This window comes from Rhizobium sp. Root1204 (assembly GCF_001424965.1).
Taxonomy (GTDB): Bacteria; Pseudomonadota; Alphaproteobacteria; order Rhizobiales; family Rhizobiaceae; genus Pararhizobium.
Genome location: NZ_LMCZ01000005.1, coordinates 62,306 through 76,169, shown reverse-complemented (window position 1 = coordinate 76,169; position 13,864 = coordinate 62,306). Strand labels below are relative to the sequence as shown.

At 59.8% G+C, this 13,864-nt stretch carries 15 protein-coding genes; 2 read left to right on the top strand and 13 right to left on the bottom strand.

Going from position 1 to position 13,864, the window contains the following annotated elements; translation table 11 throughout:
- Window positions 1–34 precede the first annotated feature (34 nt).
- The 10 genes from ASC96_RS06860 to ASC96_RS06815 form a co-directional block, all read right to left on the bottom strand.
- Window positions 35–880 (bottom strand): fumarylacetoacetate hydrolase family protein, encoded by an 846-nt coding sequence (locus tag ASC96_RS06860; protein ID WP_060502300.1) that lies wholly within the window; start codon window positions 878–880, stop codon window positions 35–37.
- Between the two features lie 24 nt (window positions 881–904).
- Complete coding sequence (locus ASC96_RS06855; protein WP_060502299.1) at window positions 905–1,639, bottom strand: SDR family oxidoreductase; 735 nt, start codon at window positions 1,637–1,639, stop codon at window positions 905–907.
- 14 nt (window positions 1,640–1,653) lie between these two features.
- The gene (locus tag ASC96_RS06850; RefSeq protein ID WP_060502298.1) at window positions 1,654–2,103 is read right to left on the bottom strand and encodes a MaoC/PaaZ C-terminal domain-containing protein; all 450 of its coding nucleotides are present in this window, start codon (window positions 2,101–2,103) and stop codon (window positions 1,654–1,656) included.
- Between the two features lie 3 nt (window positions 2,104–2,106).
- Window positions 2,107–3,186, bottom strand: a complete 1,080-nt coding sequence (locus ASC96_RS06845; RefSeq protein WP_060502297.1) for a Gfo/Idh/MocA family oxidoreductase — start codon at window positions 3,184–3,186, stop codon at window positions 2,107–2,109.
- A complete protein-coding gene (locus tag ASC96_RS06840; RefSeq protein WP_060502296.1) occupies window positions 3,179–3,508 on the bottom strand; it encodes an L-rhamnose mutarotase in 330 nt (109 codons plus the stop codon). The genes ASC96_RS06845 and ASC96_RS06840 overlap by 8 nt, the downstream gene beginning before the upstream one ends.
- A 12-nt stretch (window positions 3,509–3,520) precedes the next feature.
- On the bottom strand, window positions 3,521–4,633 hold the full coding sequence (locus ASC96_RS06835) for a mandelate racemase/muconate lactonizing enzyme family protein (RefSeq protein WP_060502295.1): 1,113 nt from the start codon (window positions 4,631–4,633) through the stop codon (window positions 3,521–3,523).
- Between the two features lie 10 nt (window positions 4,634–4,643).
- Window positions 4,644–5,741 (bottom strand): sn-glycerol-3-phosphate ABC transporter ATP-binding protein UgpC, encoded by a 1,098-nt coding sequence (gene ugpC, locus ASC96_RS06830; RefSeq protein ID WP_060502294.1) that lies wholly within the window; start codon window positions 5,739–5,741, stop codon window positions 4,644–4,646.
- A 4-nt stretch (window positions 5,742–5,745) separates the two neighbouring features.
- Entirely contained in the window at window positions 5,746–6,612 is an 867-nt protein-coding gene (locus tag ASC96_RS06825) for a carbohydrate ABC transporter permease (RefSeq protein WP_037110175.1), read from the bottom strand.
- Complete coding sequence (locus tag ASC96_RS06820) at window positions 6,612–7,508, bottom strand: sugar ABC transporter permease (protein WP_037110178.1); 897 nt, start codon at window positions 7,506–7,508, stop codon at window positions 6,612–6,614. The genes ASC96_RS06825 and ASC96_RS06820 overlap by 1 nt, the downstream gene beginning before the upstream one ends.
- A 74-nt stretch (window positions 7,509–7,582) precedes the next feature.
- Window positions 7,583–8,899: a sugar ABC transporter substrate-binding protein gene (locus ASC96_RS06815; RefSeq protein ID WP_060502293.1), complete on the bottom strand. Its 1,317-nt coding sequence runs from the start codon at window positions 8,897–8,899 to the stop codon at window positions 7,583–7,585.
- Window positions 8,900–9,067: 168 nt separating this feature from the next.
- Here ASC96_RS06815 and ASC96_RS06810 point away from each other — a divergent pair, with 168 nt between their 5' ends.
- Both ASC96_RS06810 and ASC96_RS06805 read left to right on the top strand, forming a co-directional pair.
- The gene (locus ASC96_RS06810) at window positions 9,068–9,853 is read left to right on the top strand and encodes an IclR family transcriptional regulator (protein ID WP_060502292.1); all 786 of its coding nucleotides are present in this window, start codon (window positions 9,068–9,070) and stop codon (window positions 9,851–9,853) included.
- A 95-nt stretch (window positions 9,854–9,948) separates the two neighbouring features.
- Entirely contained in the window at window positions 9,949–10,785 is an 837-nt protein-coding gene (locus ASC96_RS06805; RefSeq protein ID WP_060502291.1) for an amidohydrolase, read from the top strand.
- 34 nt (window positions 10,786–10,819) lie between these two features.
- Here ASC96_RS06805 and ASC96_RS06800 read toward each other — a convergent pair whose 3' ends face one another.
- The 3 genes from ASC96_RS06800 to ASC96_RS06790 are packed head-to-tail and all read right to left on the bottom strand — an operon-like array spanning window position 10,820 to window position 13,665.
- Window positions 10,820–11,953 carry an extracellular solute-binding protein gene (locus tag ASC96_RS06800; RefSeq protein ID WP_060502290.1) on the bottom strand — a complete coding sequence of 378 codons (1,134 nt, stop codon included), beginning with the start codon at window positions 11,951–11,953 and terminating at the stop codon, window positions 10,820–10,822.
- Window positions 11,950–13,110 carry a CaiB/BaiF CoA-transferase family protein gene (locus tag ASC96_RS06795; RefSeq protein WP_060502289.1) on the bottom strand — a complete coding sequence of 387 codons (1,161 nt, stop codon included), beginning with the start codon at window positions 13,108–13,110 and terminating at the stop codon, window positions 11,950–11,952. The genes ASC96_RS06800 and ASC96_RS06795 overlap by 4 nt, the downstream gene beginning before the upstream one ends.
- Complete coding sequence (locus tag ASC96_RS06790) at window positions 13,111–13,665, bottom strand: MaoC family dehydratase (protein WP_060502288.1); 555 nt, start codon at window positions 13,663–13,665, stop codon at window positions 13,111–13,113.
- Between the last annotated feature and the right edge of the window lie 199 nt (window positions 13,666–13,864).

Genomic DNA, 13,864 nt, shown 5'->3' with positions numbered 1-13,864 from the left:
GCCGGCGTGGCAAGGTGCTACGCCGGCCAAAACCTCAGATGTCTGCCCGTGTTGTTTGCTTCTGGCTTCCCAGACCCTCGATGCCGAGTTCAACGACATCACCAGGCTTCAGGTAGCGCGGCGGCTTCATGCCCATACCAACGCCGGGCGGCGTGCCGGTGGAGATGATGTCGCCGGGATGCAGCGACATGAACTGGCTGAGATAGGAAACGAGGAAGGCGGCGCCATAGACCATGGTCTTCGTCGTGCCGTTCTGCACGGTCTCACCGTTGACCTTCAGCCAGAGCCCGAGGTCCTGCGGATCGACGACCTCGTCCTTGGTCACCAGCCAGGGGCCGATCGGGCCGAACGTGTCGCAGGATTTACCCTTGGTCCACTGGCCGGAACGCTCGATCTGGAAGGCGCGTTCGGAAACGTCGTGGACGGTGCAATAGCCGGCGACATAGTCGAGGGCGTCGGCTTCGGAGACATACTTTGCCGTCTTGCCGATGACGACGCCGAGTTCGACTTCCCAATCGGTCTTTTCCGAACCGCGCGGGATCAGCAGATCATCGTTGGGGCCGACAATAGCCGACGTCGCCTTCATGAAGACGACGGGTTCCGGCGGAACTGCCATGCCGGATTCCGCCGCATGGTCGGCATAGTTGAGGCCGATGCAGATGAACTTTCCTGTACCGGTAACGCAAGGACCGATGCGCGGCGTGCCAGAGACCAGTGGCAGGCTGACCGGATCGAGCTTTGCCAGTGCCGAAAGTGCCGCCGGATCGATATCCTTGCCGCCAATATCGGAGACGTGGCCCGAGAGATCACGGATCTGGCCGTTAGCATCGAGCATTGCCGGCTTTTCGGCGCCGGGTGCGCCATAGCGAAGAAGTTTCATAAGCGTGTTTCCTGTTTCAAGGCGTCAGATCGTCCAGCCGCCATCGATGGCATAGGCTTGGCCGGTGGTGTAGGTCGCGCCGGCGAGATAGACTGCGAGGTCGGCGATTTCTTCCGGTGTGCCGAGTCGGCCCATCGGCTGGCGGGCGATGAAGGCGGCGCGGGCGGTATCATAGTCGCCCTGCGAGCGCATGCGCTCCTGCAGTGAGGGGCTTTCAACCGTGCCGGGGCAAATGGCATTGCAACGAATGCCCTGCGCAACATAATCGGCGGCAACGGCCTTGGTCAGGCCGATCACGGCAGCCTTGGTGACGCCGTAGGCGAAGCGGTTGGGCACGCCCTTGATGCTGGAGGCGACCGACGACATGTTGACGATCGAGCCGTCGCCGCGCGCCAGCATGCCCGGAAGCACGGCGCGGATGGTGCGGATCATCGCCTTGACGTTGAGGTCGAAGGCGAACTCAAGGTCGCTATCCTTCATCTCCAGAACAGAGCCGCCGTGAACGACACCGGCGCAATTGAACAGTACATCGATGTCGCCGATTTCGGCAATCAATGTCGAAACGGCATCAGCTTCCAGAACATTGAGAATGTGGGTGGAGATGCCCGGTTGCTTCGCCAGAGCGGCAAGAGCTTCGGCGTTGATGTCGGTGGCATGGACGATCGCGCCCGCCTTGGCAAAGGCGAGGGCGGACGCCTGGCCTATGCCTTGCGCTGCAGCAGTGATCAGGACTTTCTTGCCGGTCAGATTGGCGGTCATGTCATTGGCCTCTTTTAGGTTTTCTTGCGTTCGACGATCAGAATGTGGTCGGCGGCGAGCACGACTTCGTCGCGTTGGTTGATGACTTCGCAGCGTTCAATGACGCGGCCGGATGCAGGCCGCTTCGGGTCGTCATCCTTGGCCGCGATCGTCACGCGCGTGCGGATCGTATCACCAATGTGGACCGGACGGACAAACCGCAGCCGATCATAGCCGTAGGAAAATGCGACCGGATTGATCAGCGACGCGGTGAGGCCGACGCCGATCGAAAAGATCATCGTGCCATGGGCGATGCGCTGGCCACCCGGCAGGGTCTTGGCGAATTCGGCATCCATGTGATGCGGAAAGAAATCACCGGTATGGCCTGCATGCACGACGAAATCGGTCTCGGTGATCGTGCGGCCTGTGGTCAGCCGGACAGCGCCCAACTCATAGTCTTCGAAATGGATTGTCTGTTCGCTCATGGCTTACGTCCCGGGTAAGGGCGCCAGCGGCGTTGCCGGCTGCGCACTGGATTGATAGGCGGCTTCGACCAACGCCATGGTCTGCCAGGCATCCTCGACGGAGCCGATCAGCACGTCGTCTTCGCCGGTAGCAAAGCGCTGCAGGTTGGCCATGCGATTGGCGAAAGCATCGGGAAACCATGCACCTTGCAGCGGCACGGAAACCCATTCGTCGCCCCCGGCCGGGCGGATCCAGAGTTCGTCCGGCTCGCCGCGCGGATAATCGAGATTGACGCCGAGTTTGATATAGGCACCACCCTTCGTACCAGAAATGCGGAACTCGCAGGCTTGGAACTTGCGGCCGAAATCATGGTCATGATTGACGGAGAGAACGCAGCGCAGCCTGTCACCATAATCAAGGATTGCGGCTGTGCGGGTCTGGGCAACATCATGGTTCGGATGACCGATCGTCTTGGCGTGGACGCCGAGTGGGTTGCCAATCAAACCACGGATGAAATCCAGGTAGTGGATGGAGTGCATGGCAATCTCGATGCGCGGCAGACCCTTGAGGAAAGGCCATAAGCCCCACGGTGTCGCCAGCGCCAGCCAGGCGTCGAAATCGACGATTTCGCCAATAAACCCGCGTTCGACGGCATCTTTGAGAGCCAGCATCATTGGCGCGAAGCGCAGCTGGAAATTGACGGCCGCTTTCAGCTGCCGCGCACGGCAAATCGCCAGAATTTCCGTTGCTGCCTCTAAATCTGAACCCATCGGTTTTTGAATGAGCGCGGCAGCGCCAACGGGCAATTTCGACAGTATCGCGGCATGTGTTGCGGGCGGCGTTGCGAGATCGAAGATTGCGTCTTTGACTGCGAGCGCGTCATCTTCTCGGGCAAAGGTGCGGATACCCCACGCTTCTGCCAATGCGCGAGCTTTCTCTGCATTGGGATCGTAGAGACCGGCAACCGGAAAACCGGCTTTCCTGTAGGCGGGTAGATGGGCATCGCCGACAATGCTTCCGGCACCGAAAATGACGATGGGGTGAGGTGCGACAGGCTTTGGCCACCATTGCCGCAGCGTTGCCGGATCGAAGTACTCAATCATGATGGAACACCTCTTCCATCATTGCCCACCACTCACCGTCCTTGCGGGTGGCAAGCGGCTTCTGGCAGGGCATGCAGACCGACCACCATTCCTGGTTTTTCGGATGCGCCGCCATCTTCGCCATATCGGCGTCAAAATCTGTCCCGGTATATTCCCAGTAGCCGAACAACAGATTTTCCGGCTCCTTCAGGAATATCGAATAGTTGGTGATGTTGCACTCGGAGATCAGGGCAAGGATTTCCGGCCAGACGGCCGCGTGCAGCCGCTTGTATTCTTCGATCTTCGTCGGTTCCAGCCCGATCACCATGCTCATGCGCTGCATCACCGCCTCCCGTCAGGCCCGGAATTCGCGGGTGAATTCTGTAACCGAGCGCGATTTGACGGCATCCCAATCCCAGGAAATGCCAATGCCCGGCTCGGATGGCGCCAGCGCCTTGCCGTCGACAATCTCCATGCGCTTGTCCGTCAGATCATCGAGCTGGGGAATATACTCGACATATTTGCCGTTCTGTACCGCGCAAACGAGGCTGACATGCAGTTCCATCAGGAAATGCGGGCAGACGGGAATGTCGAAAGCTTCGGCCGCATGGGCAACCTTCAGCCACGGCGTGATGCCGCCAATGCGGGCAACATCGACCTGGACGATCGAGCAGGCACCCTTCTGCATGTACTCGCGGAAATGCCGGATCGAATACATGGATTCGCCGACGGCGATCGGCGTGGTGGTCGAGCGCGACAGCCGGATATGGCCGTCGAGATCATCAGCCGGAAGCGGTTCCTCGATCCAGGCGAGATCAAGTTCCTGCAAGCGTCCGGCACGCCGGATGGCTTCATCGACCGCAAAGCCCTGATTGCAATCGGTCATGATCTCAAAGGCTGGACCGACAGCCGCGCGCACGGCCGACAGCCGCTCATAATCTTCCGAGCCGTGCGGACGGCCGATCTTGATCTTAGAGCCGGAAAAGCCCTTGGCTTTCGCCTGCAGCGCATCATCGACCAAATCCTGCTTGTCGATATGCAGCCAGCCGCCTTCGGTCGTGTAGAGCGGGCAACGGTCGCGGGCGCCGCCGGCGAGCTTCCACAGTGGCAGGTTCTGCTTCTTCGCCCGAAGGTCCCACAGGGCTGTATCGACAGCGGCCATAGCCAGCGCCGTGATCGGGCCGATCGTCGTGGCGTGAGTAGCAAATTCCATTTTATGCCAGATCGCCTCGATGCAATCGGCATCCGCGCCGATGAGCAGCGGCACGAGATGGTCGGACAGCAACCGCATGACCGACGAGCCGCCTGTGCCGATCGTGTAGCTGTAGCCGGTACCGGCCGCGCCGTCGGAATCGGTGATGGTGACGAAGGGCGTTTCCTGGCTGACAAAGCTCTGGATCGCGTCGGTCCGCTTGACCTTCGGCTGAAGGTCGACCATGCGCAGTTCGATTTTTTCAATACGGGCCATTACAGATTCCTCAGGCTACCAGGCTCTTGCCGGTGGTCAGGTCAAACAGATGCGCTTGCGAGAGATCGAAGCTCATCTTGATGCTCTGGCCGGAGGGCAGGGGGCGCGGATTGAGCATGCGCGATACCCAATCGCGGCCGTTGAAGCCAACAAAGACCAGTGTCTCATTCCCCAGTGGTTCGGTGATCGAAACCGGCAATTCCAGTTCCGCGACCGCTTCGGCATCACCGGAGTTCAGACCATGGCCGGCCGGAAAGAAATCGTCGGGGCGAAGGCCGAAGGTCAGCTTCTGACCGGAGGTCAGGCTCTGGCGGAATTTCGGCGGGATCGGCAAAGTGGCGCCGCTGGCGAAGACCAGTTTTCCGTCAGCGACCGTCACGTCGTCCATGTTCATCGGCGGCGAGCCGATGAAACCGGCAACAAACTTGGTCAGCGGGCGGTTGAACACTTCTTCCGGGGTGCCGACCTGCTCGATATGGCCATCGCGCATGATGACGATACGGTCGGACAGCGTCATCGCCTCGACTTGGTCATGCGTCACGTAGATCATCGTCGCCTGCATGCGGGCATGCAGCTTCTTGATTTCGGTGCGGACCTGCGTGCGCAGTTTGGCATCGAGATTGGACAGCGGCTCGTCGAACAGGAAGACGTCAGGACGGCGGACGATCGCCCGGCCCATGGCGACACGCTGACGTTGGCCGCCAGAGAGCTGCGAGGGGCGGCGTTCGAGCAGATGCGTGAGATCGAGGATGGCGGCGGCATCCGCTACCTTTTCCTTGATTTCTTCCGGTGGACGCCCGGCGATCTTCAGCGAAAAGCCCATGTTCTCGCCGACCGTCATATGCGGATAGAGCGCATAGGACTGGAACACCATGGAGATGTTGCGCGCACGCGGCGGCAGGTCGTTGACGACATTATCACCGATCTCGATCGTGCCGCCGCTGACATCTTCGAGGCCAGCGATCATTCTCAGCGTCGTCGATTTTCCGCAGCCGGACGGGCCGACCAGCGCGATAAACTCGCGGTCCTTCACTTCCAGGTCGATGCCGTGCACCACTTCCAGCGCGCCGTAGCGCTTGACCAGTTTCTTGAGACTGACGGGAGCCATGAAATTATCCTTTGACCGCGCCGAAGGTGAGGCCGGAGACGAGGTGTTTTTGTATGATGAAGGTGAGTGTCAGCGCCGGAATGATCATCACGACGGCGAGCGCACACATGCCACGCCAGTCGATGGTGAATTCGGCGGTATAATCGAGCAGGCCGACCGGCAGCGTCTTGGAATTCACCGAGCGGGTGATCTGCGACGCCAGCGCGTATTCGTTCCAGGAGATCAGGAACGCGAAGATGCCGGCTGATGCGATGCCGGGACCAGCCAGCGGAAATTCCACCTGCCAGAAAGCCTGCCAACGGGTGCAGCCGTCGATCTGGGCAGCTTCGGCCAGATCCTTCGGGACCTGCCGGAAGAAGCCGTCGATCAGCCAGATGGTGAAGGGCACGTTCAGCGCGACATAGGTGAGAATGAGCGCAAAATGCGTGTCGATGATGCCGGTGCGGGCAAAGATCATGAACAAAGGCAGCGACAGCGCAATACCGGGCACAGCGCGGGTCAGCATGAAGCCAAGGAAGATCGCCGATTTGCCCTTGAACTTGTAGCGGGCAAACGCGTAGCCACCGGCCATGCCGATGCCGAGCGCGATGATCGTCGATGTGATCGAAATAATCAGCGAGTTGCGGAAATAGGACCAGACCGGAATGCCACCCTGGCCGGCACCTGAAAACATCGACCGGTAAGCATCGAGCGACAGGTCCTGCGGGATCCAGACCGGTGGCTTTGCCATGATCTCCACGGTCGGACGCAGCGAGGACAGGATGATCCAGAAACCGGGCAGGCAGATGATCAGCATCGCCACGAACAGGGTGACGATATGGGCGAGCGAATAGAGGCGCTTGCGCAGACGATGGGACGAATTGATATCCATTACCACTCAGCTCCGATCTGCTGGCGCGCGGCTGCGAGCTTGCGGAAGAAATAGACGGTGAAGAGGATCGACAGCACGATGGCGAAATAGGCCATGGCGTTGGCCATCCCCATCCGGGCATCGCCATAGGCCGTACGGCCAACCAGCGTCCACAGGAGCTCGGTGCGCTTGGCAGGACCGCCGTCGGTCATGATCTTGACGATGTCATAGGCCCTTGCGACGTCGAGCGAGCGGATGGTCATGGCGATGAAGGCGAACGGCATCAGATAGGGCCAGGTCACATAGCGGAAGGTCTGCAATGGCGTGCAGCCATCGACGTGGGCAGCCTCGATCGGATCGCGCGGCATGGCGAGAAGGCCTGCCAGGATCAGGATGGCAAAGACCGAGGTGGACGACCAGACTTCGGCAACCGTGATCGAAAACAGAGCCAGATTGCCATTGATCAGCCACGGGATCGCCTGGTCCGTCAGCCCCAACGATTGCAGCGCATTGTTGATCAGGCCGATATTGTCATTGAACAGGAATTTGAACTGGAAGCCGACGAGTACCGGCGAAAACATCATCGGAAACATCATCAGGGTGCGCAACAGCCGTTGACCGCGCACGGCCTTGGAGACCAGCAAAGCAAGACCGAGGCCCAAAAGCATTTCGGCATTGAGCGCAATCGTCAGGAACAGAACCGTGCGGCCGAAGGCGACCCAGAAATCCCAGCTCGAAATGACGGTGATGTAGTTGCGCAGGCCGATGAAGACATAGAGCGATTCCGGCTTGGTCAGGCGAAACGGCGTAAAGCTCGAATAGAAGGAGAGCGCCAGCGGCACGACGACAACAGCCGCAAGAACCAGGAACGCTGGAAACAGCAGCAGCACTGGTGCCGATAATCTGGATAGTTTCATGTCGCGCCCTTTGATTTGCGCCGGAAATTGAAATGCGGCGCCACGGCAGAAGCCGTGGCGCCGCGTCAGTTCAATCAAAGCTTGCCGGCATCCTGTAGGATGGTCGTGGCCTTCTCGGCAGCGCTATCGAGAGCCTGCTTCGATGTCTTGTCGCCAAGGATCGCAGCCTGCAGCTCAGGATAGACCGAGTTGGAGATTTCGATCCATTCGGCTGTCTGCGGAACCGGGAAGGCATGCTTTGCCGCTTCCTGGAAAGCCTGCAGAACTTCGGTCTTGTAGGCATCGCCTTCGGCGGCCTTGATGTTGTAATCCCAGACGGCGCTGCGTGTCGGCAGCGGGCCGGTCGCCGATTCCAGCTTCTGGCTGTCTTCGTTGGTCAGCCACCAGACGAGCGAAGCGGCTGCTTCCTTGTTGGCGCAGGATTCCGTGACCGAGAAGCCGTGGTGACCCGACCAGCCGGTGCGCTTGCCGGACGAACCGGCCGGCTGAACCTTCACGCCGACATTACCGGCAACCTTGGAGGATTTCGGATCGTTGAAGAAGCTCGCCCAGCCAGGCCAGTCGAGATTGAGAGCGATCGAGCCGGACGCAAAGCCCTGGCCGAGGTCGTCCCAGAGATAATTGGTCGTTCCAGCCGGAACGGCCTTGTCCTTGTAAAGCTTGACGAACCAATCGAGTGCGCGGACGCCAGCGTCGGAATTGAAGGCCGGGCGGCCATCCTTGTCGAGATATTCACCGCCTTCGGCCACCAGCATTTCATAGAAGCGGCCATTGATCGCCTCTTCTTTGCCGGCGAACTGCGTGCCGTAGAATGTCGGAGGCGACGAGAAGAATTCGGCCTGGTCGGAAACCTGCGCCCAGGTGTCCGGCGGGGTCAGGTCGTAGCCGTACTTGGCCTTGAAGGCCGTTTTCTTGGCTTCGTCCTGATAGAGGCTCTTCTGGTAATAGAGTGCCGACACGTCGAACTGGGCACGTGGCAGCATGACCAGCTTGCCATCGAGGGTCGAGGCGGCAATCAGCGCCGGTACGAATTTTGCAAGTTCCTCAGCCGGGATCAGCGGCGTCAGGTCGGTATAGATATCGGGATATTGCGGCGCGAACGACGAATGGTTTGAACCGACGCACCAGCTGAGGCCACCGGTGGCGATGTCTGACTTGATTTCCTTGTCGAGTTCGAAATGGTTCTTCTTCGAGAGGATATTGACCTTGGCGCCTGTCGCCTTTTCCCACTCGCCGATGCGCTCATAAAGCTTTTCGTATTGCTGGCCACCGATGAGCTTGGCATCGATCGTCACGCCGTCGAATTTGCCGGGCAGGTCTGCGGCTTGCGCCGCGACCGAGCAAGCAAACAAAATTACTCCGGCAGAGACGCCGGAAAGCAGCTTGTTCATGATTTCTCCTCCTCACGTCCACACCATCCCAATGGCGGGAATTCCTCATTTGTGAGGAATTGATTTATATACAAACAGCAAATGCACCCTTGCGTCAAGCCACAACTTTGCTTTGTCGTGCGCCTCGTATGCGTATATGAAGTATCTCATTCACAGGGGGAGATGTTGATGGACACTGACGAATCCGACCGCTACCGCGCACCGGCGCTGGACAAAGGTCTCGATATTCTTGAGTTACTGGCCGGTGTCGATGGCGGCCTGACGCAGGCTGAGATTTCCAAGAAGCTTGAGCGCAGCCCGAACGAGTTCTACCGTATGCTCGACCGGTTGGTCCGGCGCGGTTATGTGACGCGGATTGATGGCGACCGCTACTCGCTGACGCTCAAGCTGTTCGGCTTGGCGCAGCTGCATGCGCCGGTGCGGCGATTGGCATCCTATGCGACCCCGCTGATGCGCGACCTTGCCCAGCGCAGCCGTCAGGCCAATCATCTTGCCGTTTTTGATCGTGGCTTTGCTGTCGTCATCGCCCAGCAGGAAGCTCCGGATTACTGGGGCATTTCGATCCGCGTCGGCTCGCACATCAGCCTGTTCGACACAGGTTCCGGTCACGTTCTGCTCGCATTCCGGTCTGAGGAAGAGCGGCAGATGATGATTTCCGAACATGTGAAAAGCCAAACCGAGCCACCCTTGTCCGATGATTTCTTCGAGCGGCTCGACCGGATCCGCGAGCGCGGATACGAGATGATGGCCAGCGCCCAGACCGCTGGCGTCTATAACCTGTCGGCGCCGATCCTCGGGCCGGACGGGCGCGGCATCGCCGCATTGACCTGCCCCTATATTGCACTGGTCAACGCTCCGTCCGCCCCTGATATATCCGAAAGCATCGCGCTTTTACAAAAGACGGCTGCCCAGCTTTCGCTGCTCGCCGGATCAGACGTCAGCCATACGGAATAGGCAGGAATTCAGAGCACTTGGGTGATGAACTTCTTATTTGAATGATATCTTCTTGTGTGAAATAGTCGAGAATAACGCCGGGGAGGACACGGACGATGATCATCGATACCCATCTGCATTTGATTGACAGGGCGGCACTTGCCTATCCGTGGCTGTCGAGCGTACCTGCGCTGGATCGGGATTTTCTCTATGAAACTTATGCGACCGAAGCCAGACGCTGCGGCATCGGGGCTGCCCTGCACATGGAGGTTGATGTCGATCCCTCGGAGATCGAGGCCGAGATCGGCTATGTCCAGACGCTGTCGCAACGCCCCGAAAACCTGATTGCCGGCGCAATCGCCGCCTGCCGTCCGGAAGAGGCGGGTTTCGCCGCCCATCTCGAGCGCCAGCAGGCGAACCCGTTCGTCAAGGGTTTCCGCCGTGTGCTGCATGTCGTTCCCGATGACGTCTCGGAAGGTGCATTGTTTCGCGAGAACATCAAACGGCTTGGTGGGACTGGCTTGTCCTTCGACCTTTGTGTTCTGCCGCATCAGATACCGAAAGCCATCGCGCTGGCCGATCTGGCGCCGGACGTCCAGTTTATCCTCGACCATTGCGGCGTTCCCGCCATCGCTTCCGGCGCCGTACAGCCGTGGCGGGACAATATGATTGAGATCGCCAAACGCCCAAACGTCACCGCGAAGATTTCCGGCGTCGTCGCCTATGCCGAAGCGGAAAACTGGTCGGTCGAAACCTTGCGGCCTTATGTCGAGCACACGATCGCGCAATTCGGCTGGGATCGTGTCGTCTGGGGCAGCGATTGGCCGGTCTGCACGCTTGGCGGAGGTCTGTCGACCTGGATGGCGGCGACGCATGCGCTGCTGGCCGGATGTTCGCAAGGTGAGCGCGACAAGCTGCTGTCAGGCAATGCAAAGCGGCTTTGGCGTCTCTAAACAGGTGGCCGGCGTTATCCGCCGGCCGGTCCTTCTATCGGAAGCTTTCAGCGAACAGCTGATTGATATCGGCCACCACTAATTTGGCCGATTGACGCTGCAACAGGCCTTCGTTCAAACGATCCGATGCTGCCTGCTGGAAGCCCATGTAGCCATCGTGGCGGGGCCTGACCCAGGCGGCGTCAAGCGTCGCGTGGGTGGCGCGATAGAAGTCGGCAGTGGCGAGATTGACCGCCGCATCCTCCCACGCGTGCGCATGGCCCGGCTGTCCGCCCGCTGCGGCGTAATCGGTCTTCTGGATATCGCCGCTGGCGATCCAGTAGGCAAAGTCGATGGCGGCATCTGGGTTTTTGGAAAATGCCGAGACGGCAATACCGGTTCCGCCCAGCGCCGAGCCGATCGGGCCGCCGTCGTCCACCGGTGGAATATCGCCGAAACGAATGAGGCCCGGCCGGAAGCCAGCCACGGAATAGCTGACATAACCATAGATCAGTGGTGATACGGCGGCTTTTGCCTCTGGCGCTGCCATCCGTTCCAGAATCGCGATCGGGTCCATTTCAAAGCAGGCTGGATCGACCAGACCGGCGATCTCGCGCAACATCTCGAAAACCTGGATACCGGTTTCCATGCCGATCAGATCGCCCGGCCCCTCGACCGCACAAGGCCGTCCGAGGTTGCCGCAGAGTGTGTAAAAACACATCAATGAATGGGGCGGGCGCAGTGGGATGAGGACTTTTCCAGCTCGTGCCAACTCAAGCATCTCTGGCCAATTGGCAGGTGGCGTGGCCTGCAAATCAGGCCGCCAGGCCTGCACCTGTGTTGCCGCATCGATAGGAAATGCCCATTGGCGGCCCTGCCATGAATAGCTCGGATAGGATCTGCCGACACTGGCGGCGGCCAACGCCGCACGTTCGCCCTCGCGTCCGGCAATATCCAATGGCAGCAGGCATTTCTCATGAGTGATCTGCCCGACATGCGGATGGTCGATGACGATGAGATCGAACTGTCTTGCCAGTTCTCCGACTGGAAATGTCTCGAAATCCTGCAACGAGCGCTTTTCCCACTCGACGGTGACGCCGGTTTCATTGAACCAGCGGCGCGAGCAGGCGACCATCGGATCATAGCCGCGCGGGTGGTTCCAGGTCATGCCCTTGAGTGTGATCGTCATAGGCCGAACTCCTCGCGGATGGCTTGGCTGTGCTCGCCAATGCGCGGTGCTGCACGATCGACCTTGGCGCGCACACCGTTGACGCGGAGTGGCGAGCGCGTTGTCGTGATGGAAATATTGTCCTCGCGGGTGACGGTCTGCAGCATGTCGAGAACCTGAAAGCCTTCGCTCTCCATCAGCTCGTTCCAGTTCAGCACCCGGGCGCACCAGATATCCGCCGGTTCAAGGATCGCCAGCCATTCGTCTGTTGTCTTGGTCGCGATGCGTTTGGCGATCAGCGCCTTGATCTCGTCGCGCGCGGTAAACCAGGTGGCGGAGTTGTCGCGGTAGGGCGCAAGCTCGTCCATGCCGAGCAGATCGGCCAGCTTCGGGATCGGCGTCATGGCGATGGCGAGATAACCGTCGGCGGCCGCATAGACGCCATAAGGTGCCGAGAGATAGGCATGGGCGCTGCGGAAATTTGCGCGTTTCGGCAAGCGCCGCCCATCGTTGAGGTGGGTTGTCAGTACCTCGAACTGAAAATCGACCAATGCTTCGAGCAGGCTGGTCTCGACATGGCTGCCGGTACCCTTGATGCTACGGCGGACGAGCGCTGCGAGAATGCCCTGAGCAAGGGCTGCGCCGGCCAGCATGTCGCCGATTGCCAGGCCGAACGGAACTGGCCCCTGATCCTCATCGCCGTTGAGCCACATCACGCCGGAACGCGATTGCGCCAGAAGGTCCTGGCCCGGCCGCTTGACCCAGGGGCCTTCCTCGCCATAGCCGCTGATCGATGCGTAGACGAGCCGCGGATTGATCTTCCCGACCGTTTCATAATCCAGCCCGAGCCGTTCGATGACGCCGGGCCGGAAGTTCTGGATCAGCACGTCGGCCTTGGTCAGCAACGTTCGCAGCGAGGCCAGATCCTTTTCGTCCTTCAGGTCGATCGACAGGCTTTCCTTCGCCCGGTTGATCGCGTGGAAGATGGTGGAATCGCCGCCGATCTCGGTGTCGCTGAGATAGAGGCGCCGCGACAGGTCGCCGCCATCGGGCCGCTCGATCTTGATGACCCGCGCGCCAAGATCCATCAACCGCAGAGAACAGTAGGGACCGGACAGGAATTGACTGAGATCGACGACGACGAGGCCGGCGAGGGGAAGATCGGTATCCGCTGACATTTATGATTTTTCCGTCTTGCCGGCAAAGTCGGCCGGGTTCTTGTATTTCACGGTTTGCAGATGCTCGCAGTAGAGCACCAGTTCGCCTTCGCCCTTGAACACCTCGTAGCTGGCGCGGATCAGGCCCATGTCCTTGTAGCGCGGGCGCTTATCGAGGTTGGTGCGGATCGTGTAGATGGTGTCGCCGATGAAGACCGGCTTGATGAAGCGCAGCTTGTCGTAACCATAGGAAAAGGCGTTGACGCAATTGGTGGCGACCAGCCCGAGGCCGGCTGAAAACACGAAGGCGCCAGCAATCAGCCGCTTGCCGAAAACGCCCTCCCGCTCGGCAAACATCTGGTCCTGCACGTAAGGGTGAATATCGGTAACCAGCATGTTGAACATGTGGCTGTCACCCTCGGCCATCGTGCGCCGCAATGATCGAATGCGTTGTCCAACCGGCCAATCCTCATAGAGCCAGTTTTCTGCGTTCCAGACCGGAAGCGAAGCATGGTCCGTCGGCATGTCCGAAGGATGCGTGGAGGAAACGCCCACGGTCGGTGCAGCGGCGCTCATGGCATGTACTCCACGCAAAGTGCTGCCGGGTTGTTGATGTCCATGTGCGCCCTCCAGTTTTCTTATGTAAAGAAGATTTTCACATATGGATGATTATTGCAAGCGACATCGTGCGCACTTTCGCGCCGCCCTACCGGATGATGGAGCGGTCCATCCGGCGATCAGGCGGGCATTGGTCAGGGAGATGTGTGAGCAGGCT

Coding starts and splice junctions, on each gene's coding strand:
- ASC96_RS06860 (WP_060502300.1), bottom strand. CDS start 880: ATGAAACTTCTTCGCTATGGCGCACCCGGCGCCGAAAAGCCGGCAATG.
- ASC96_RS06855 (WP_060502299.1), bottom strand. CDS start 1,639: ATGACCGCCAATCTGACCGGCAAGAAAGTCCTGATCACTGCTGCAGCG.
- ASC96_RS06850 (WP_060502298.1), bottom strand. CDS start 2,103: ATGAGCGAACAGACAATCCATTTCGAAGACTATGAGTTGGGCGCTGTC.
- ASC96_RS06845 (WP_060502297.1), bottom strand. CDS start 3,186: ATGATTGAGTACTTCGATCCGGCAACGCTGCGGCAATGGTGGCCAAAG.
- ASC96_RS06840 (WP_060502296.1), bottom strand. CDS start 3,508: ATGCAGCGCATGAGCATGGTGATCGGGCTGGAACCGACGAAGATCGAA.
- ASC96_RS06835 (WP_060502295.1), bottom strand. CDS start 4,633: ATGGCCCGTATTGAAAAAATCGAACTGCGCATGGTCGACCTTCAGCCG.
- ugpC (WP_060502294.1), bottom strand. CDS start 5,741: ATGGCTCCCGTCAGTCTCAAGAAACTGGTCAAGCGCTACGGCGCGCTG.
- ASC96_RS06825 (WP_037110175.1), bottom strand. CDS start 6,612: ATGGATATCAATTCGTCCCATCGTCTGCGCAAGCGCCTCTATTCGCTC.
- ASC96_RS06820 (WP_037110178.1), bottom strand. CDS start 7,508: ATGAAACTATCCAGATTATCGGCACCAGTGCTGCTGCTGTTTCCAGCG.
- ASC96_RS06815 (WP_060502293.1), bottom strand. CDS start 8,899: ATGAACAAGCTGCTTTCCGGCGTCTCTGCCGGAGTAATTTTGTTTGCT.
- ASC96_RS06810 (WP_060502292.1), top strand. CDS start 9,068: ATGGACACTGACGAATCCGACCGCTACCGCGCACCGGCGCTGGACAAA.
- ASC96_RS06805 (WP_060502291.1), top strand. CDS start 9,949: ATGATCATCGATACCCATCTGCATTTGATTGACAGGGCGGCACTTGCC.
- ASC96_RS06800 (WP_060502290.1), bottom strand. CDS start 11,953: ATGACGATCACACTCAAGGGCATGACCTGGAACCACCCGCGCGGCTAT.
- ASC96_RS06795 (WP_060502289.1), bottom strand. CDS start 13,110: ATGTCAGCGGATACCGATCTTCCCCTCGCCGGCCTCGTCGTCGTCGAT.
- ASC96_RS06790 (WP_060502288.1), bottom strand. CDS start 13,665: ATGAGCGCCGCTGCACCGACCGTGGGCGTTTCCTCCACGCATCCTTCG.